The sequence below is a fragment of the Cryptobacterium curtum DSM 15641 genome (assembly GCF_000023845.1).
GTDB lineage: Bacteria > Actinomycetota > Coriobacteriia > Coriobacteriales > Eggerthellaceae > Cryptobacterium > Cryptobacterium curtum.
In genome coordinates, this window is record NC_013170.1 from 722,605 (window position 1) to 741,396 (window position 18,792).

General features: G+C 51.5%; 17 protein-coding genes. 12 read left to right on the forward strand and 5 right to left on the reverse strand.

What is annotated here, in order from left to right; translation table 11 throughout:
* Nucleotide 1: 1 nt before the first annotated feature.
* Nucleotides 2-970: a hypothetical protein gene (locus tag CCUR_RS07235; RefSeq protein ID WP_012803021.1), complete on the reverse strand. Its 969-nt coding sequence runs from the start codon at nt 968-970 to the stop codon at nt 2-4.
* Between the two features lie 131 nt (nt 971-1,101).
* On the opposite strand from CCUR_RS07235, the gene CCUR_RS03060 reads away from it, so the two are divergent.
* From CCUR_RS03060 to CCUR_RS03075, 4 genes are all read left to right on the forward strand, one after another.
* Complete coding sequence (locus CCUR_RS03060; RefSeq protein WP_012803022.1) at nt 1,102-2,814, forward strand: FAD-binding protein; 1,713 nt, start codon at nt 1,102-1,104, stop codon at nt 2,812-2,814.
* The gene (locus tag CCUR_RS03065; protein ID WP_012803023.1) at nt 2,814-3,800 is read left to right on the forward strand and encodes a succinate dehydrogenase/fumarate reductase iron-sulfur subunit; all 987 of its coding nucleotides are present in this window, start codon (nt 2,814-2,816) and stop codon (nt 3,798-3,800) included. The genes CCUR_RS03060 and CCUR_RS03065 overlap by 1 nt, the downstream gene beginning before the upstream one ends.
* The gene (locus CCUR_RS03070; RefSeq protein WP_012803024.1) at nt 3,800-4,693 is read left to right on the forward strand and encodes a CoB--CoM heterodisulfide reductase iron-sulfur subunit B family protein; all 894 of its coding nucleotides are present in this window, start codon (nt 3,800-3,802) and stop codon (nt 4,691-4,693) included. The genes CCUR_RS03065 and CCUR_RS03070 overlap by 1 nt, the downstream gene beginning before the upstream one ends.
* Nucleotides 4,694-5,003: 310 nt before the next feature.
* The gene (locus tag CCUR_RS03075; protein ID WP_012803025.1) at nt 5,004-5,840 is read left to right on the forward strand and encodes a TerC family protein; all 837 of its coding nucleotides are present in this window, start codon (nt 5,004-5,006) and stop codon (nt 5,838-5,840) included.
* Between the two features lie 132 nt (nt 5,841-5,972).
* On the opposite strand, the gene CCUR_RS03080 is transcribed toward CCUR_RS03075, so the two are convergent.
* On the reverse strand, nt 5,973-6,893 hold the full coding sequence (locus tag CCUR_RS03080; protein ID WP_012803026.1) for a diacylglycerol/lipid kinase family protein: 921 nt from the start codon (nt 6,891-6,893) through the stop codon (nt 5,973-5,975).
* A 76-nt stretch (nt 6,894-6,969) separates the two neighbouring features.
* On the opposite strand from CCUR_RS03080, the gene rnd reads away from it, so the two are divergent.
* The 6 genes from rnd (at nt 6,970) to CCUR_RS03110 (ending at nt 12,362) form a co-directional block, all read left to right on the forward strand.
* Nucleotides 6,970-8,115 carry a ribonuclease D gene (rnd, locus tag CCUR_RS03085; RefSeq protein ID WP_041225520.1) on the forward strand — a complete coding sequence of 382 codons (1,146 nt, stop codon included), beginning with the start codon at nt 6,970-6,972 and terminating at the stop codon, nt 8,113-8,115.
* 97 nt (nt 8,116-8,212) lie between these two features.
* Nucleotides 8,213-8,878 (forward strand): zinc metallopeptidase, encoded by a 666-nt coding sequence (locus CCUR_RS03090; RefSeq protein ID WP_012803028.1) that lies wholly within the window; start codon nt 8,213-8,215, stop codon nt 8,876-8,878.
* Nucleotides 8,879-8,921: 43 nt separating this feature from the next.
* Nucleotides 8,922-10,292 (forward strand): exodeoxyribonuclease VII large subunit, encoded by a 1,371-nt coding sequence (gene xseA / locus CCUR_RS03095; RefSeq protein ID WP_012803029.1) that lies wholly within the window; start codon nt 8,922-8,924, stop codon nt 10,290-10,292.
* Nucleotides 10,289-10,549, forward strand: a complete 261-nt coding sequence (gene xseB / locus CCUR_RS03100) for an exodeoxyribonuclease VII small subunit (RefSeq protein ID WP_012803030.1) — start codon at nt 10,289-10,291, stop codon at nt 10,547-10,549. Before xseA ends, xseB begins: the two co-directional genes overlap by 4 nt.
* Before the next feature lie 66 nt (nt 10,550-10,615).
* Entirely contained in the window at nt 10,616-11,002 is a 387-nt protein-coding gene (locus CCUR_RS03105; protein ID WP_012803031.1) for a histidine triad nucleotide-binding protein, read from the forward strand.
* A gap of 115 nt (nt 11,003-11,117) precedes the next feature.
* Nucleotides 11,118-12,362 (forward strand): acetate/propionate family kinase, encoded by a 1,245-nt coding sequence (locus tag CCUR_RS03110; protein WP_012803032.1) that lies wholly within the window; start codon nt 11,118-11,120, stop codon nt 12,360-12,362.
* A gap of 199 nt (nt 12,363-12,561) precedes the next feature.
* Here CCUR_RS03110 and pta read toward each other — a convergent pair whose 3' ends face one another.
* Entirely contained in the window at nt 12,562-13,563 is a 1,002-nt protein-coding gene (gene pta, locus CCUR_RS03115) for a phosphate acetyltransferase (RefSeq protein ID WP_012803033.1), read from the reverse strand.
* 244 nt (nt 13,564-13,807) lie between these two features.
* Here pta and CCUR_RS03120 point away from each other — a divergent pair, with 244 nt between their 5' ends.
* Nucleotides 13,808-14,830, forward strand: coding sequence for a glycosyltransferase family 2 protein (locus CCUR_RS03120; protein WP_012803034.1), 1,023 nt, complete (start codon nt 13,808-13,810; stop codon nt 14,828-14,830).
* 39 nt (nt 14,831-14,869) lie between these two features.
* On the opposite strand, the gene dinB is transcribed toward CCUR_RS03120, so the two are convergent.
* Nucleotides 14,870-16,261 carry a DNA polymerase IV gene (gene dinB / locus CCUR_RS03125; protein WP_245526108.1) on the reverse strand — a complete coding sequence of 464 codons (1,392 nt, stop codon included), beginning with the start codon at nt 16,259-16,261 and terminating at the stop codon, nt 14,870-14,872.
* A gap of 131 nt (nt 16,262-16,392) precedes the next feature.
* Here dinB and CCUR_RS03130 point away from each other — a divergent pair, with 131 nt between their 5' ends.
* A complete protein-coding gene (locus CCUR_RS03130) occupies nt 16,393-17,514 on the forward strand; it encodes a pyridoxal phosphate-dependent aminotransferase (RefSeq protein WP_012803036.1) in 1,122 nt (373 codons plus the stop codon).
* A gap of 196 nt (nt 17,515-17,710) precedes the next feature.
* On the opposite strand, the gene CCUR_RS03135 is transcribed toward CCUR_RS03130, so the two are convergent.
* The gene (locus CCUR_RS03135) at nt 17,711-18,592 is read right to left on the reverse strand and encodes a DegV family protein (RefSeq protein WP_012803037.1); all 882 of its coding nucleotides are present in this window, start codon (nt 18,590-18,592) and stop codon (nt 17,711-17,713) included.
* Nucleotides 18,593-18,792: the final 200 nt, after the last annotated feature.

An 18,792-nucleotide genomic window follows, 5' to 3' on the forward strand; every position in this document is an offset into this window, starting at 1 on the left:
CTTACTGCTTTTGAACACGTACGCCGACGTATTGTGCGTCGTCGGGTAGTCCCGTTATGTTGAATGCGCTTGAAAGCGGGCAGGCGCTAATCGTCCAACCGAATACCTGCCCATCGACAGTTGTCGATCCAGATCGGTACGTATTCCCTTTGCCGTCTACTCCCGATTCACTTACTTCGTCGGCGGCGAAACCTTGTAATTCGATGGCTGTATCGATGGCTGCATCAGGGGTTTGTGCCGTAAAGTCAGCGTATTTTACGCGCAGATCAGCCGTATTGAGATTCTGCTGAGTCAACCGCCACGAGCCCATAAGCAGGCGCACCGCATCGCTTGCTGAAAGCGAATCAACGCCACGCGCGTAGGCAAGAGCGGCATCAGATGCTCCCATAGATTCAGGCAGCTTAATAAGATCAATGGTATTGCCTGATCGAGAAGTAAACGCGTTGACATCGATAACCGAAATACCCTCGGCATCGAGTGCGCTGGTAATACCTTCGACATCAAGACCAGCAAAACTGGTGAGGGTTGGAATTTGCAGTGATGTCCCTCGCGCAAGCTGTTCTTTCACCGCCTGTGCTTCATGAACAGGAAGATTGACAATAGAGTCGTAATACTGATAACCAGCGATTCCTCCGATAACAAGGGCACTTGCAGCGAGCGCGCCGATAATAATGCGGCTGTCCGGGCCGATTTCTCGGCGGCGAGTTAAACCTGAGGCATCGGGATAGACAATTGAAGCGCCTGTTGGCGCTACTGGTGTGCCGGTATCGCAGCTGGCGTGGCGACCACTTTCCGGCGCGTCAGCGATAGCGCTATCATCCTTCGGTGTGCTATCGGTATCGTTGGCAATTTCCGACGCATCAGTGGTATCGACAGACTGTTCTGCAGAGGGCACCGTGTGCTCGTCTGCGGTATCTGCCGTGTGTGCGCCGGCCACGTGATTTGTTTGGTCTCCGGCGTGTAAAGCCATAGAGCCTCCTACTGTGGATTTTTCGCGTGCCCAGTATAGCAAAATCACTCAGTGCGCGTTTGACAGGGGACAATCGCCAGTAGAGAGGTTTCTGTAGTAGCCTTATAAAGTGGTACGAGAAGGAAGGCAGCATGAACGCGTTTGACGTGATCATTGTGGGTGCTGGTGGCGCCGGGTTGTATGCTGCGCTTTCCGCATCGCGCCAAGGCGATCTTTCAGTGGCGGTGGTATCAAAAGTGTTCCCGACGCGCTCTCATACCGGGGCGGCACAAGGCGGCATGAATGCTGCCTTAGGGTTTCAGGATGCGGTCGACAGTCCGGATAGTCATTTCATGGATACCGTAAAGGGATCGGATTATTTAGGCGATCAAGACGCAATTAGCTTTTTTGTTGAAGGCATGCCTGGTCTCGTTCGTGAACTGGAAAGTTGGGGTGTGCCGTATTCTCGTGACGAGAAGGGCCGCATTGCTCAGCGCCCTTTCGGCGGCGCAAGTCACCCGCGCTGCTGTTATGCCGCTGATAGAACAGGACATGCGGTACTACATACCCTGTTTGAACAATGTTTGCGCGCAGGTATCCAATTCTTTACCGATTATTGCTTGCTTGATGTTGGGGCGGATGCCACCCATGGCGTGCACGGCCTCGTGCTTTTAAATCTTCGTACCGGCGCTATCGAGGCGTTTCGTGCTCGTACGATTGTTATGGCTACCGGTGGCTTTGGGTGTGTTTTCTGGGGCCGTACAACCAACGCAACGAACATGACTGGCGATGGGGTAGCCGCCTGTGCGCGTGCTGGAGCTGCGCTGAAAGATGTTGAAATGGTTCAATTCCATCCAACGGCACTCCCATCAAATAGCACGTTGCTTTCTGAAGCCTGTCGTGGCGAGGGTGGCTATCTTATCAATAGTACGGGTGAACGCTTTATGGGGCATTATGCTCCGCAACGTCTTGAATTGGCTCCACGCGATATGGTGGCGCGTGCTATTGAAATGGAAATACGTGCTGGTCGAAGCGTCGATGCGCATGGTGTTGCGGCGGTGTATCTTGATCTGCGTCATTTGGGTGCTAAACGTATAACCGAACGCTTGCCGCAAGTTCGCGATCTGGCTTTGACCTTTGAGGGCGTTGATATGATCAATGATCCCGTCCCAGTGCGTCCAGCTGCACATTACAGCATGGGCGGCATTGACGTGATTAACTTTAAGACATGTGAGACCGCAGTGGCCGGACTGCATGCTGCTGGGGAGTGTTCATGTATATCGGTGCATGGCGCCAATCGACTTGGCGGCAACTCGGTTTCTGAGGTTTGTTTCTTTGGGCGGCAGGCTGGTTTTGCCGCTGCCGAGCGTGCGCATGATCGTTTGCTTGGCGAGATGGACACTCTTAAAGAACTGTGCGAAACGTGGCGCGGACGCTTTTATGAATTACGCCAGCGCACGGATGGTGAAGATATCTTTTCAATTCGCAGAGACCTCGCCGCTGCGATGTGGAGCGGTGTTGGTATCTTTCGCGATGAAGAGGGTCTTGAGACAGCTGCACAAGCCGTTGAACAGTGTGCACACCGTTACCAGAGAGCAGTTCTTGGCGATAAAGCACTCCGTTTTAATATGGCGCTTCTTAACTATATTGAATTAGGTAATCTCATTCAGATAGCGCAGGCGCAGGTGATTGCTGCACGTGCACGAAAGGAAAGTCGCGGCGCTCATGCACGCCTTGATTATCCTCATCGCGACGACGAGCGCTTTCTCAAGCATACAATTCTCATCCTGTCTGATGGACACTGGGATATTTCTTGGCGCGCGGTACATGCCGAACGGGTGGCACCGCAGGAGCGGACGTACTGATGGTGTATTCAGATCGGGAAACTTCCCTCGCGCAAGAAAACCTGTGTATTGCAATTGCGCGGTTTGATGGCACTAAATCGTGGGTGCAGGAATATTCTTGTCCCCGACAGCCTATGACGGTATTGGCCTGTTTAAATTTCATTCGCGAGCATCAGGATCAAACGCTTGTTTTTAACGAGGCGTGCCGTCATGCCATTTGCGGCAGCTGTGCGGTGGTGGTTAATGGGAGTGCCTGTTTGGCCTGCGAGACGCAGGTTGAAGACCTTATCGAGCTCTATGAAACGACGCGACTTTTTCTGTCACCCTTGCGCGGTTTCCCTGTGTTGCGCGACCTTGCGGTCGATTTCGATGCGAAAGTTGAACAGATGCAGACGGTCGAGCCTTGGCTTCATGCGTATACCGATCGCACTGATTCCTGTCAATCGCGCGAGCAGCTTGACCGCTATGAAAAAGCAACCGAATGCATCCTTTGCGGCATTTGTGCAAGCTCCTGTTGCGAAATGGCTTTTGATGAGGGTGGCTATTTGGCTCCCTTTGTTATGAATAAGGCATTTCGTTTTGAGCGCGATAGTCGCGATGAACACGGCAATGGAGTCCGCCTGAAGGCAGTGATTGCTAGCGACCTCTGGAAATGTCTTCATTGCCAGCAGTGCACGACGAAATGTCCGAAAGGTATTCCTGTGTCAGAGGAAATAGCCACTCTCCGTCGTCAGGCTCTCTCGCGCGGTTTTTCAGAGGGTATGGGGCCGCGTCATGCGCGCGTGTTCTATAACGATGCCTATAAGTGGGGCCGTCTATCGGAAACAGAGCTGGCACTGGTAACCGAAGGACCTCTTGGCGTATTGAAAAATCGAGTTCCCTTTACCATGCGTATGATTGCGCGAGGAAAGATGAATCCACTGAAGGTTCATCCGCCCTGTGTACACGGTATAGAGGGCGTGCGTACGTTGTATCGTTTTGCTCAGACCATGGACGAGGATACCTAATGGGTGCATCATCCCACACAACGCTTCGGTATGGGTTTTTCCCTGGTTGTACGCTGGAATCAGCGGCTGGCGAGCTTGCTATTGCCACTCGAAAAACCTGTGCTCGTTTGGGTATTGATCTTGTTGAACTTGAAGGATGGACCTGCTGCGGTGCCTCACAGATACAGGACGTTGATGCGAATGTTGCTCTCATGCTCAATGCCCGCAATCTTGCTTTGGCCGAAGCGGCAGGCTTTGATGCACTACTGACTGTCTGCAATACCTGCACGCTCATGTTGCGCCAAGCTAAACAGCGTCTCGATCGTGACGCTGCGCTACGTGCGAAAGTTAATGAAGGTCTCGCTCAGATAGGTTTGACCTATCGGGGCAGCTGTCGGGTAACCCACTATCTGTGGGCTCTTGTTCAGGATGTGGGTCTTGAGTACTTGGCGCATCAGGTGAAAACGCCCCTTTCGGGGTTAACGGTTGCGCCGTTTTACGGTTGCCACATTCTTATGCCATCTGATGCAATGGGTATGGAAGATGCGCGTAATCCGCATTCAATGGAACAGGTGGTGGAATGTTTAGGTGCCACGGCTGTTTCGTATCCTGAGCGCTTATCCTGCTGTGGGTTTCATGCGATCTATCCGGCAGAACGTCAGGCAGAACGCTCATGTGGGGCAATTTGTCTGGGTGCTCGCCGCGCTCAGGCGGATTGCATAGTTACGCCGTGCCCACTGTGTCACATGGCGCTCGATATGTGGCAGGCGGACGCGCAGCGCTTCTATGAGGACAATATTTCACTGCCCATTATTCATCTACCGCAGTTGGTGGGCTTAGCGTTAGGTTTTTCCGCACGTGAAATGGCGCTCAATCGCCATATTGTTAATGCAACTAACCTGTTCGAAGGGTGATAAGAGCTTGGCAGGTGAAAGGAGCGGAATTCGCCTGCAAAATTAATGCGGTTGTTCTGTCGGGGTAGTAGGAGAGTCATGGTTGTGTACTTTGCGCGAAAGAAATCGCTCTTTGTGCGTGGTGCATGCTACCATCGTCAAATCCTGTGAGGGAGTAGTTGGCGAGTGCAGGGTTTTCTGCATTGGCGGCATATCAACAACCTCGGTGCTGTGTGCACCTGGTATGCATTAAATGACGAGACTCACGACGTACCTGAGCGTCGCGGGTCTTTTTTATTACCGCGGTGCTGTGAGAAGCAAGGAGCAGGGCATGGACTTATCCATTTTCCTGACGCCGGAGGCTTGGATTAGCCTCGCAATGCTCGTTTTTCTCGAGATTGTTTTAGGCATCGACAACATTGCCTTTATTGCGGTTACCACAAACCGTCTGGCACCCGACAAGCAGCACATTGGTCGCAAGCTGGGTCTCGCAGGTGCTATGTTCATGCGCTGTCTCTTCCTCTGTTTCGCATCGTGGCTTATTCACATGGCACAACCGCTGTTTACCATTGAGCTAGGGCCGTATGTCCATGGCTTTTCTATTCGCGATATTCTGCTTGCTGCCGGTGGCGCTTATTTAATCTACAAGGGTATTGAAGAAGTTCGTTCGATGCTCGCACTCGATGAATTGCGTGCCCTCCATGGCGATGAATCTGAAGTTCAGGCGCACCGTATTGGCCTGGGGCAGGCAGTGGGCACTATTATGGTAATGGATATCGTCTTTTCAATCGATTCGGTTATTACCGCGGTGGGTATGGCCGAACATTTGATTGTGATGATCATTGCTGTGATTGCCGCTGTGCTCTTAATGATGGTTTTCATCGATGCAGTGAGTGATTTCATCAACAAGCATCCTGAGATCAAGATTCTCGCGCTGGTGTTTATTACCGCCATTGGAGTCTTGCTTTTTATCGATGGCGTGGGATTCCATACTGGTATCGAGATTGCTGCTCTGGGTCTTTCTCTTGAAAAGACCCTTGTCTATTTTGCGATGATATTTAGTCTGGTTCTCGAGCTTATACAGATGTCGTACAACCGACGGGCAGATGAATTTTTGCATCAGCGGAAGTCGAGCTGTGAGGCAGCAAGCAGTCAAGAATCGAAGTAAAGAACAAAAAGCGTGTCCGATAAAAGGGTATCGACGCAGGCGATACCCTTTTTTATACCTAAGAATCGGTCAGTCACTCATTAAGTAACGAGGAGCCGAGTAGCCAGGCAGCAAGTAACCAGTAAGGTTACGTTACAAATCGCTGTCTCGATGGAATTCCTCGTAGCCTTCGTCGCTGATGATAAGGGTGGTAGCAGCCGGTAGCACGCGCGCGGTAAGGGGCGTACACACATCAATTGCTTCACCGTCATACTGAACGGGCAAGGGCGGATCAGCAACAATATGGATGTCATGTCCACGGTAGTACACAAGGGCATCGCTTTGCGTAAGCGAGGCACCGCTGTGATCGATTGCTGCGCCTAAGATAGCCGGTAGGAGATTCCAGGCATTCTGCGTTGTGAGCACGATAATATCGAGTGCACCGTCGTTCGGAAGATTTTGCGGTCCCAATGAAATATCAAACTGTATCTTACTGAAATTGAGCAGCAGAACACCCACACCATCGTGTTCTACTTGGTTATTATCGATCGTCAGAGAGATGTGAGACACCTGTGGATTGGGATTGCCGAATGCCGCCCGAAAGTAGGCAACAGCACCGAGGCGCTTCTTATACGGGCGCGCGTCATCCATAACTTTGGCGTCATAGCCGCAACCTGCGATCATTGAAAATCCAAAGGTTTGCTCATCCGCTGTTAGTTCGCCAAGATCGAAGGCTAGGCGTTTCCCGTCACGTGCGAGGCGAGCAAGCGCATGGGGTTCAATGGGTGAAGCCACATTCTGGGCGAGTAAGTTCGCGGTGCCGGAAGGAAAGGGAAGTACTGCCACCTGCGTATGGCGGGTTAAATAGCAGACAGATGCTACGGTTCCATCGCCACCGGAAGCAACAACAACATCGAACGTATCGGCATCAGCCAGCGCGTCTGCAAATGATGACGAAGCATCAACACTGCGAAGAACTACTTCATCGCCGACGGTAGCTACGCTGCGAATAAAATCGAAGATACCGCCATCAGGAAGACCGCTTGATATGTTGTTAAGTACGAGCAGTTTCACAGAGACTCCTTCAATTGCTATCATGGTCGATACTATCATCAAAACCGACCTATCGAGACTTGAAGGATTTCATAGCGTGTTCATTACCGACCAAGCTGAGCTCGAAGCATTTGCTAAGCGTGCTCTTGACTCATCTGTGCTGGCCATCGACACCGAGTTTCTTCGCGAAAAGACCTACTACGCGCGCTTGTGTTTACTCCAAATGCAGACCGATGATGAAACCATTATTGTCGATCCTTTTGCGGTGTCAGATTTAGGTGTGCTTGCTCCGCTCTTTCAGTCGTCGAGCATCATGAAGATCGTGCACTCCGGCCGGCAAGATCTGGAGATACTCAATCGTGAAGTCGGTCTTTTGCCACAGCCACTCTTTGACACGCAAGTTGCTGCAGCGCTGTTGGGCCACACCCAGCAAATAGGGTATGGCAGTCTCGTTTCAGCTGTTTGTGGTGTGCAGCTTGCTAAGATGGATTCCTTCACCGATTGGTCGCGGCGCCCTCTTTCTGCTTCTCAAATCTCATATGCCGCTGATGACGTGATATATCTGCCTCAGCTATACCATACGATGACCGATGAGCTTGAACGGTTGGGTCGTATTCACTGGCTTGATCCTGATTTTGCTGCGCTCATTGACCCAGCGCTGTACGTTGATGACCCACGCGATCGCTATCGTCGCCTTAAGCGAGTGGGTCAGCTCAGCCGGCGCCAGCTTTCTGCTGCACGCGAAGTAGCAGCTTGGCGTGAAAAGCGCGCGCGCGACCGGGATATACCGCGTAAATGGGTGATGACCGACGAACAGGTGGTTGAGGCGTGCAAACGCGAAGCGCGAACGATCGATAGTCTGTTCATGGTGCGGGGTCTTTCGGATCGTCTTTCAACCGGGGATGCTCGTACGGTGGTGCGCTGTATCTGCCGCGGTCTCGACCTTGAACCCGATAAATGGCCGAAAAGCGATCATGTTGCCTATGGGGGCGATGTAAACGTCGATGCGGTTCTCGATGCGATGACAGCACTTGTACGCTTGCGTGCCCGCCAGAATAATATTGCGTTCCAGACATTGGCGAGCCATTCTGATTTGGTAAAGGTTGCGCATGGCCACAAGGATGCCGAAATCTTGCGCGGGTGGCGTCGTGAAATTGTTGGTGCGGAATTACTGGAGCTTTTAGCTGGTCGTATAAGCCTGAGTGTACAAGAAGGTGCCCTCAAGGTAACGAAACATCCATAGGTTTGCGCATTTGGTACTACGTGCAGCTTCGTGCACGGGCAACTCGGTATAATCAATTCCATTGTAAGCGAGGCGCCCAGGCGCAAAGGAAAAACCTATGTTGAGCTATTCTTATCTTCTTCTTATTGTGGCATCTACTCTGATTGGTTTAGGTGCGCAGTTTTATGTGAATAACCAAATTAAAAAGTATTCGGAGGTCCCTTCAACCACGGGTCTTTCGGGCGCTGAAGCGGCATCACGCATGCTTGCGAGCCATTCGATTAGTGGGGTTCCCATCTATCAGGGGCGCGAGAGCGAAGATCATTTCGATCCACGGAGCAACTCCATCACGCTTGACCCGCATGCGTATGGACAGCGCAGCATAACGGCGATTGCAACAGGCTGTCACGAAGCGGGACATGCGTGCCAATATGCAAAAGGTTATGCGCCTATGAAGGTTCGCAGTGCGCTGGTGCCGGTGGTTAATCTCGCATCGAACGCGTGGATGATCTTACTTATCCTGGGGTTTGCGCTTAATTTAGCTGGTTTGATCGACCTTGCAATTATTCTGTATGCCTTTGCTGTCCTCTTTCAACTTGTAACGCTGCCTGTTGAATTTGATGCAAGCCGCCGTGCACTTGACTATCTGAAGGCAAGCGGTCTTCCTCAGGGCGAACAAGCAGGTGCTTTTAGCGTACTGCGTGCGTGTGCTCTTACCTATGTTGCAGCGGCGTTGGTGTCAGCTATGCAGCTTCTGTGGCTGCTTAACCAACGTCAAAACTAACAAGCTCACGAAGCAAGAGCGATCGACGGAGTAATAAACGCGCATGTCTTCTGCAACCGAGTCAACACCACTGAGCGTTTCTCAAGCAATGGCCTTGGCCAAAAATACCTTGGAGTCGTGCACCGTTACGCTCGTGGGTGAGGTGTCTGAGGTATCGGTAAAGCCCGGTTACAAAGCCGCCTACTTTACCGTGAAAGATACTGCCGCATCGATGCCGTGCATGATGTGGATGAATCGCTTTCGGAGTGAGGGTATCGACTTACGCGTAGGCCAACTGGTTCAACTGACCGGTCGCTTTACGGTGTATGCCCCGAAAGGGCGTATGAACTTTGATGTCTTTTCGCTTTCCGCAGCGGGTGAAGGTGATCTTCGTCAGCGGGTGGCTGACCTTGCACGACGTCTTTCAGCAGAAGGCCTCATGGAAGCTTCACGCAAACGTGCTCTTCCTGGTATGCCACGGACAATCGGTTTGGTCACCAGTCCACATGGCGCAGCCGTCCATGATGTACTGCGTACCTTGCGCCGCCGCTGGCCACTGTCGAACATCCTGCTTGCGGGTGTGATGGTCGAGGGTGTTAACGCTCCTGCCGAGATTGTCGAAGGCTTGCGCGTTGTTGTAGAAGCCGGTGCCGAAGTGGTACTGCTTGTGCGGGGCGGTGGATCGTTTGAAGATCTGATGCCCTTTAACGATGAGCGCCTCGCTCGTACTATCGCCCGTTGTCCCGTGCCGGTAGTTACCGGTATTGGCCACGAACCCGATACATCAATTGCTGATATGGTTGCCGACAGGCGTGCGTCAACGCCGACAGCTGCCGCTGAAGCGTGCGTACCTGACCAACGCGAACTTGCCTTGACGCTTGATGCGAGTGCCGATCGTTTGCAAGCACAGGCAACAGTTCGTCTTGCCGATTTCACGCGGCGTCTTGATGCCCTTGCGTCACGGCCTGTTCTTTCCGATCCTCTGCAGGCTATTGCACGATTCCGTCAGCCGATCGATTTGGTTTCTGGGCGTCTTACGCGCGCTATTCCCGGCGCTCTAGCCGCCGATTCGGCAGCGCTTGCGGCTCATCACATGCGCTTGCGTGCCATCGGGTCGTCGTTGACAAGCATGCGTGTGGAGAACCTTACTTCGTCGCAAAGTCGTTTGAGTACTGCTGGTCGGTCGCTGCAAACGCGCTTTGACGAGGCGTGGCAGATGCGCGCCGCGCGCTTGGGTGATCTTTCACCTCTTTCCGTTATTGGCCGTGGATTCGCTTTAGTGCGCGACGATACCGGTGCTCTTGTACACAGCATCGATACGGTTTCGCCAGGGACGAAGGTATCTATTGCTGTTGCTGATGGAACAATTGATGCGCAGGTAACAGCCACAACACATGATGAAAAGACAACCGTTTCGTGGGAGGAGAAAAAATGACAGAAGAGAACCGCACACCGGTGGATGACTTAACGTTTCGGCAGGGCATGGATGAGCTCGACGCTATTGTTGCTCAACTTGAGGGTAATACGTTAGAACTTGAAGATAGCCTTGCTGCCTATGAGCGCGGCGTGGCACTTTTGCGTAATCTGCGCGGACGCCTCGACACCGCTCAGCAGAAGGTCGAAGTTCTTATGGGTCAGATGGAACAATCTGCCACTGACGAGGAAATCGATACCTCATTGCACAAAGCATAAGACAGAGCATCAGGTGGTTGCGCTACCATAGATAAAATAGCGAATGACTGCCGGGGAGGAGTTCCTATGCAAAAAGATGATTGCATTTTCTGCCAGATTGCCAAAGGCGAGATTCCGGCGCAGGTTGTCTATGAAGACGACCAGGTAATCGCGTTTGACGACCTTGAACCACTCATGCCGGTTCATACTCTTATCATTCCCAAGGAACATTATTCGGATGTAGCTGATGATGTGCCTGAAGACGTGCTGGGACATCTCTTTTCGTGTGTGCAAAAGGTTGCCGACATCAAAGGGATTCACCAAGATGGCTTCCGTTGCCTTATTAACACGGGTGAAAATGCCAGCCAAAGTGTGAGACACCTTCACATCCATGTGCTTGGTGGTGGCTTGATGCCGCGTCCAAACGACCAGGATTGGGGTTCTGCTGCTTCCAATGCTGAAACGGATGCATAAGGTTGTATGGCTTAACACCGCAGCTGTGACTGCAGTGTGTAAAGATGCAGGCACGGTGTCAGGGAGAGGCATGTGCGAGCGGCTAAGTCGATAGACGAAGGGGAGGGGCTGCTTTTTGAACATTTTGGTGGTCAATGCCGGTTCTTCATCCTTGAAGTATCAGCTGATTAATATTGATACTGAAAAGGTTATCGCGAAAGGGCTCTGTGAGCGCGTTGGGTCGCCTGACTCGGTGCACAAGCATGGAGTTGACGATAACGAAGTTGTGATCGATCGGTATCTTCCCGATCATGATGCGGCCGTTGCTTGTGTTATGGAAGTGCTGGTAGAGGGACCAGATGCTCCTTTATCGTCCATGAGTCAAATTGATGCTATTGGCCATCGCATCGTGCAAGGCGGCACTTACTTTGATAAATCGGTACTTATCGACGACGAAGTTATCGATAAAATTCGCGAACTAGCTGAACTCGCACCACTGCATAATTTTGCCGCTCTACAGGGCATTGAAGCGTGTCGCCATGCGATGCCTGATGCCCTTCAAGTGGCTGTTTTTGACACTGCTTTCTTTCAGAGTTTGCCCCCAAAGGCGTATATGTATGCGTTGCCGTATGAACTATACGAAAAGTATGGCATTCGTAAATATGGCGCTCATGGGACAAGCCATCGCTATGTTGCTGATCGAGCTGCCCATTTGGTAGGCGAGCGCGCAAGCGACTTGAAGATGATCACCTGTCACTTGGGTAACGGCTGTTCTATCTCAGCTATAGATCATGGTGTTGCTGTTGATACATCTATGGGCATGACGCCACTTGATGGGCTCATGATGGGTACTCGCTGCGGGTCTATCGATCCGGCTATTGTTCCGTTTCTTATTGAGCATGAGGGCATTAGTTCTCAAGCGGTAAACGATATCATGAACAAGAAATCGGGGCTTTTAGGCATTTCAGGCATCAGTAACGATCTGCGTAGTGTGCGCCAAGCAGCTGAACATGGCAACAAGCGTGCGCTGTTGGCTTACGATATGTACTCGAATTCCGTCAAGAAATTTATCGGCCAATATATGGCTGTTATGGCTGGTGTGGATGTAATTGCCCTTACCGGTGGTGTTGGTGAAAACGACGCCCGTATGCGCCGCATGATTTTTGCCGGTCTGCAGCCAATGGGTATTGTCGTTGATGAAGCGCGCAATCGACAAATGGGCTTCGAACGGGTGATTTCCTCTGAGTCAAGCCGCGTGCGTATTGTGGTGGTTCCCACAAATGAGGAACTAATGATCGCGCGCGACACCTATGCGATTATGCACGAACGCAATCAGATCGTACCGTATATTCCAGCTCAGTCTGTTCAATCGAACGGGTAGGTCTTCAGCTTTTTAGCTGTTGTATTTTCGCCTATAGAACTATTCTAAAACGGAGCCTCAGATGTGGTGCCAGGGCATATTGTTTTTTTAGACAGCATGCCTGCGTTTATATGTTCTGCCAGGTAGCCACATATATCTGAATTCGTACCTATGGACTAAAGCGTGCGTTTGAAGCGTTTGAAGCGCTTAAAGCAGGTGTCTAAACACGTTCAGTAGCTTGGCACTGGACGGCGGTAATAGCGATAACGCCAATGATGTCTTCAACCGATGCACCGCGTGACAGATCATTAACGGGTGCCGCGATTCCCTGGGTAATAGGACCATAGGCTTCAGCATGCGCGAGCCGTTGAACGAGCTTATAGGCGATATTGCCGCTATCGAGATCGGGGAATACCAAGATGTTGGCGCTGCCTGCAACCGAGGAATCCGCTGCTTTTGTCGCGGCAACGGCGGGCACGAGGGCGGCATCGGCCTGTAGTTCGCCATCAAGTGCGAGGTTGGGTGCCATTTCATGTGCAAGCCGTGTGGCTTCGATTACTTTGTCGCGATCAGGGTTAGCCACCGCAGAGGTGTGCGTGGAATGGGAAAGAAGCGCAACGCGTGGCTCTGATTCAAACAAAGCGTGCCAGCTTTCCGAACAACTCACCGCGATTTGTGCAAGTGCGGCGGCATCAGGCTGAATGGTGAGCCCGCAGTCAGCGAACATCAGTACACCATCGTCCCCGTAGGTAGTATCAGGGAGAGCCATAATAAAGAAGCTTGATACCGCAGAAGCCCCAGGAGCCGTTTTGAGTATTTGCAGCGCTGCCCGTAAAACATCAGCCGTTGCGTGGCATGCACCACAGACCATACCGTCTGCGTCTCCTTGTTTAACCATCATGGCGCCAAAGTAGATGGGGTCAGCCATCTGAGCGATGGCATCTTCTAGGGTGATTCCTTTGTGTTTACGCAGTTCAAAGAAAGTTTCGGCATATGAAGATGCTGCGTTGGATGTAGCTGGGTCAACAATACGCGCGCCAGCAAGATCTCCGGCGGTTGAAGTAATTTCAGTAGCGTTACCAAGCACAATAACATCAGCAATACCGCGTTCCATAACGGCTTTGGCTGCTTGCAGGGTTCGCTGGTCGTTTCCTTCAGGAAGGACAATAGTCTGACGAGAAGTTTGCGCGCGGGTGATCATTGATTCAATAAAGGCACTCATCAATGCTCCTTTTGATAGCTGCATCAATTGGTGTCAATGATAACCCATGCGAGGCGGCTTACGACGCGCGGTGTATAGGGATTTGGTCGAGTTGCCGGCTTAACTTTGCTTCCTCGGTGTATTTGGTCATGTATCGCTATTAGGATAGGAAAAGCTTGGTTTTCACTGTGTAACCCTTGCCGTATATACACCCCTTGCAGTGCGTTTGGCTCTGTCTGCCAGCGCATAGGAAGGATACCGTCGGATGAAGACGATCTCGTTTGTCGTGCCGTGTTATAACTCTGCGGCCTATATGGACAAGTGCATTGAGTCATTGTTGAAATGTGGCGATGACATTGAGGTCATTATCGTCAACGACGGTTCTCAAAAGGACGACACAAGCGATCGCGCGCATGAATGGGCTCGTTGCTATCCCGATATCATTGTTGCGATCGACCAGGAAAATCGTGGCCATGGTGGGGCGGTCAATCATGGCTTGGAGTGTGCAAGCGGTCTGTACTTTAAGGTCGTCGACTCCGATGACTGGCTTGATGAAACAGCGATGCTGCGAATTATGGGGTATCTACGCCGCCAGATGGAGTTGCAGGATCCAACCGATTTAGTTATTGGCAATTATGTCTATGAAAAGGTTCACGAGGGCACGTCAACAACTATCAATTACCGTAACGTCTTTCCGATTGAACGCGAATTTTCATGGGCTGATGTGGGACGTTTCAAGCAAAGTCAGTATCTGCTGATGCATTCAGTTATCTATCGAACCGAACTGTTAAAGCGGATCCATCTTAAACTGCCCGAACACTGCTTCTATGTAGATAATATCTTTGTTTATATTCCCTTGCCGCAGGTGAAAACGCTGTACTACCTCGACGAGGATATGTATCGCTATTTCATTGGGCGCGAAGATCAAAGCGTAAACGAATCAGTTATGCTTTCGCGTATCGATCAGCAGCTGCAAATAACGCGTATCATGATTGATGGCGTCAATATTTCTGAGGCGCCAATCCATCCTAAGCTTGCCCGCTATATGGAAAACTATCTTTCGATGATGATGTGCATCTGCAGCATCTTCTTGCGTATGGAAAAGTCAGCGGCCAATGCCCGTAAGCTCGACGATATCTGGGCCTATCTTCGTAACCGAGACGAAAAATTGTATCGCCGGGTGCGTCATAGCGCGCTTAACTGGGGGGCAAACCTTCCGGGCGAGGCTGGCAGGCGAGTGGGTCTAGCTGGATATCACATAGCCCAAAGGATTTTTAAATTCAATTAACCAGTTTGGGCTGATTTTTGGGTTAATGACTACCGCTCGTTAACGAGTACTGCGGTAGTCAGCAGGATTTTTGCTCGAAGATCCGGTGAGATTGCGCGTGGTACGCAGTTCACTGCCATATTGAAGCGCCGTTTCACCAAATCGGTTTCGCACCGAATCGGTTGCAGCCTTGAGACCAGCACGTACATCTTCGCGCTTCATGCGCGCCCGCTGTGCTGCTTGCGTATTCGGTTCAGTGGTAGAGCTGTCATCCGGTTTTGCTTCATCAGCGACATCAAAAAGTGTTTCTTGCAGAGGAGCACCCACCTCTTCAATATGGGTGAGGGCACAGCCAACGAGCCGCACCGAATCTCCTGGTCGCCATACGCGATCAAGCAGATCAAAGAGAATTGGCGTAATTACATACTCATCGTCGCAGGGAATATCCAAGTGACATTGAGCGCTATGAATCGAGAAGTCACCTCGTCGCAGCTTCAGTGACAGGGTGCTGCCCACCAGGCCATTCATTCTCATACGTCGTCCAACTTTTGCGGCAACCGTGGAAAGCGCTGCCTCAATGTCTTCACGGCTCGTAAGATCTACCGCAAAACTCATTTCATTGCTGACCGACTTGGCACCAGCAGGATGCATTACGGGGGAATCGTCGCATCCGCGGCATCGATCGCGCATTAGAGAAGCGTTCTTCCCAAAAACGTGATTGAGTATGACATCGTCAGCCTGGGCAACCTGCCCCAAGGTTGTGATACCAAATTTACGGAGGGCTTGCTGCGCGGCAGGGCCAATGCCACTCATCGCTTTGGTGGGAAGGCCTGCAAGAAATGTTTCTTCATATCCAGGGGGCACGATGGTCAGGCCACGTGGCTTATGCGCTTCACTGGCAGTTTTGGCGACTGCTTTGCTACGCCCCAGTCCAATCGAACAGGTAATGCCTAATTCACATACCCGCTGCTGTATGCGTTGCGCAATGGCAGCAGGATGTTCCGTTTGCGCGCGTGAGGGGGTGATATCGAGAAAGGCTTCATCAATACTGACCTGTTCAAGCGCTGGACTTTCATCTTCCATAATGGACATGACCTGGCGCGATATCTCGCGATAGCGCGAAAACCGTCCAGGAGTCCAGAAAGCGTTGGGACAGAGGCGCTTGGCCGTTGAAGAAGGCATAGCCGAGTGCACTCCATAGGTACGTGCCTCATATGAAGCAGTCGACACAACGCCGCGCGCTTCGGGGTTGCCGCCAACAATAACGGGCTTTCCGCGCCAGGCGGGATGGTCGAGTTGCTCGACCGACGCAAAGAACGCATCAAGGTCCAAGAGCATAATGGCGCGTCCCACCCATTCATCTGGCAGATTGAATTGCGCAGAATCTGTGGGTGGTTGTGCTTTGGTGTCGTGACGAACCAACATATGGTGGTTAGAAGGCTTCTTGCTCATAGACGCAGTTTATCATGGTCCGATACGTGCGAGCGGATATGCTAGCATGGTTACTCTGCTGCGTTGATACGACCCTCTTAAGTGGGGGTCTTCGTAGCATGTGTATGGTTACGAAGGCCGGGGAGGGTTACATGGTCGGCTTACATCGCGATGTTGATTACCGCCAGGTAGTGACCGATCTACCCGATAAACCCGTGGCTCTTCCCTATGAGCTACGTACCGAAATGACCTGGATAGATTTCAGCCATCCGGTCAATCCACTGGGCTGCCCGCGTGCTATTGTTCAGGCAATGCATACTGCTTTAGTTGATGGCGAAATTGCTTTTTCACCCGACCGAGATGGTCATGCCCTGTGTGATGCTATTGCTGGTCGATTGGGAATGGCAACCGATCGCATTTTAACGGGTACGTCGCCGTTTGAATTGATTCGTGCCGCTGCTCAGGTATTTATGCCGGGTATGGTTGGCATTATGAGTCCCTGTCCGCCCGAATACGCGCTTGCTATCGAGAATGCGGGTCATCGCTACGTTTGTCTTTCTAACACGCGATCGTTTGCGACGGTTGATGCCTATACTGCCCGTGATGAAGCTGGTCAGCTTGATGGTGCCGTGCTTGCCAATCCGGCGTATCCCACGTCGCGCTTGCTTTCATCAGCAACACTCATTCATTATTTAGAAACGTGTAGCTGGGTTATTGTCGACGAAAGCAATATCGAGCTTTCGTTTGGTGGGGAAAGCGTGCTGCCGCTTGTGGAAGAATATCCCAATTTGGTGGTTATTCGCACACCGTCGGTTACCTATGGCATGCCGGGTGTCCCCATTGCCTATCTTGCGGCTCATCCGCGTACCGTCAGGCGCATTCGCGCGTTGTATGATGGAGGCAGCATTTCTATGTTTTCCGAAGTGCTTGCTAAGACGCTGGTTGCACAAGGTGCCTATATTGATGAGACGCATGAGTTTCTGGATAAAGAAATTCCTTGGATGCAGTGTATGCTCAGCTTAGTGCCAGGCATTAGCATTTATCCCGCTGAAGGTAACTTTGTACTCTGTGAATTTTCGTTGGCTGATGGCATGCGCCTAGGTGTTTCGTGCGCTGAAGAGTTGATTATTCGGCTTCAACTCGCTGGCTTTTTAGTACGACCCCTCAAGGGCACTCCGGGGCTTGCGAGCGACGAATTTTTCTGTGTTTCAGTAAAGTTACGCAATGAAAATCAGCGGCTTATCGACGCCATGCGGAGCATCTTAAACGGCTGAGTCACTTCAGTGTCTTGAGCGACTGGCTGGATCGTTGTATCTCAGATGGTTGGCTAGCTCATTTTGTTGCTGTCAAAACGAGGTATTCATGGCAGTTAACTGTGATGTTCCTTGGTGCCGCTTAGGAGAAGAGAACTTCCGAGCTTCGATGGTTTCTCTACTTTTTCGGACGTTTTGAATGCTGTGAAACTGTTAGCTAGTCGCGTGTTGTTGCTAGGTAGAAAAGAGCGAGGGTACCTGGTCCCGAATGTGCACCAATGACAGGATCGATACAGTTCAGAACGATATCATCAATCGCGAGCTCTTCATCGCCCTTAATAATATCTATGAGTGCATGGGCATCTTCAAGGCAATCACCATGACTGATTGCAATAGTTTGTGGTGCCAGCGAGTGGTCAAACGTTTTCTTCATATGACGCCACAGCGCCTCAATTGAACGCCGGCGGCTCCGCACTTTTTCAACAGGCACTAAATGCCCGGGATCATCCATATGCAGCACCGGTTTAATCGACAGAATATTTGCTGCGAAGGCACTTGTTTTTGAGACGCGTCCTCCGCGGTAGAGATACATCAAATCGTCCACGGTAAACCAATGAGCCAACCGAAATCGCGCGTCCTCAAGCCAGGCGTGAAGACTCTCCATTGCTTCACCTGCTTGCTTGCGACGGGCGGCATGCAAAACGAGCAGACCTTCTCCTAATGAAGCGGAACGGGTGTCGCAACACAGTGCCTGTCGGCCCGGATGTTCGGCAGTCATATCGAGTACGAGTTGGCGCATTGCTTCATACGTGCCCGACAATCCACTAGAAAATCCAATGTAGAGAATGTCATACCCAGCCGAGAGAATGCCCTCAATAATTACCTTGGCACGGTCGAGCGCTGGCAGGCTCGTGGTGAATACCCGTCCATCGCGCATCATGCGGTAGAACGTCGAAAGATCGGTCACTTGACCTTTGAGATAGCTGGCATATTCTTCGCCGTCGCTTTCGAAGCGCAACGGCAGCACTTCGATTTCATACCGATCGATAATGCTTTCAGGCAGATTGCAACTTGAATCGGTGAGGATCGTGTAGGACATGTTCTCTCCTTGCCAAGACGCACGAGCATCCATCATGCTACTCGTTTTGTAGCGCTATTATCGCAGACGAGCATGCTGCTGCATATGGCACTCATTTGAAAATGGCTTGCTGCCTGCCCGAAGTGGTGCGGTATTCAGTATAATTTCTCGATGTTTGTCGAACGATGGAAGCGCATACATTTGATTGTGATAGCGCGCTT

Excerpts from the sequence above, each read along its gene's own strand:
- CCUR_RS07235 (WP_012803021.1), bottom strand. The coding sequence starts at position 970 with ATGGCTTTACACGCCGGAGACCAAACAAATCACGTGGCCGGCGCACAC.
- CCUR_RS03060 (WP_012803022.1), top strand. The coding sequence starts at position 1,102 with ATGAACGCGTTTGACGTGATCATTGTGGGTGCTGGTGGCGCCGGGTTG.
- CCUR_RS03065 (WP_012803023.1), top strand. The coding sequence starts at position 2,814 with ATGGTGTATTCAGATCGGGAAACTTCCCTCGCGCAAGAAAACCTGTGT.
- CCUR_RS03070 (WP_012803024.1), top strand. The coding sequence starts at position 3,800 with ATGGGTGCATCATCCCACACAACGCTTCGGTATGGGTTTTTCCCTGGT.
- CCUR_RS03075 (WP_012803025.1), top strand. The coding sequence starts at position 5,004 with ATGGACTTATCCATTTTCCTGACGCCGGAGGCTTGGATTAGCCTCGCA.
- CCUR_RS03090 (WP_012803028.1), top strand. The coding sequence starts at position 8,213 with ATGTTGAGCTATTCTTATCTTCTTCTTATTGTGGCATCTACTCTGATT.
- xseA (WP_012803029.1), top strand. The coding sequence starts at position 8,922 with ATGTCTTCTGCAACCGAGTCAACACCACTGAGCGTTTCTCAAGCAATG.
- xseB (WP_012803030.1), top strand. The coding sequence starts at position 10,289 with ATGACAGAAGAGAACCGCACACCGGTGGATGACTTAACGTTTCGGCAG.
- CCUR_RS03105 (WP_012803031.1), top strand. The coding sequence starts at position 10,616 with ATGCAAAAAGATGATTGCATTTTCTGCCAGATTGCCAAAGGCGAGATT.
- pta (WP_012803033.1), bottom strand. The coding sequence starts at position 13,563 with ATGAGTGCCTTTATTGAATCAATGATCACCCGCGCGCAAACTTCTCGT.
- CCUR_RS03120 (WP_012803034.1), top strand. The coding sequence starts at position 13,808 with ATGAAGACGATCTCGTTTGTCGTGCCGTGTTATAACTCTGCGGCCTAT.
- dinB (WP_245526108.1), bottom strand. The coding sequence starts at position 16,261 with ATGAGCAAGAAGCCTTCTAACCACCATATGTTGGTTCGTCACGACACC.
- CCUR_RS03130 (WP_012803036.1), top strand. The coding sequence starts at position 16,393 with ATGGTCGGCTTACATCGCGATGTTGATTACCGCCAGGTAGTGACCGAT.
- CCUR_RS03135 (WP_012803037.1), bottom strand. The coding sequence starts at position 18,592 with ATGTCCTACACGATCCTCACCGATTCAAGTTGCAATCTGCCTGAAAGC.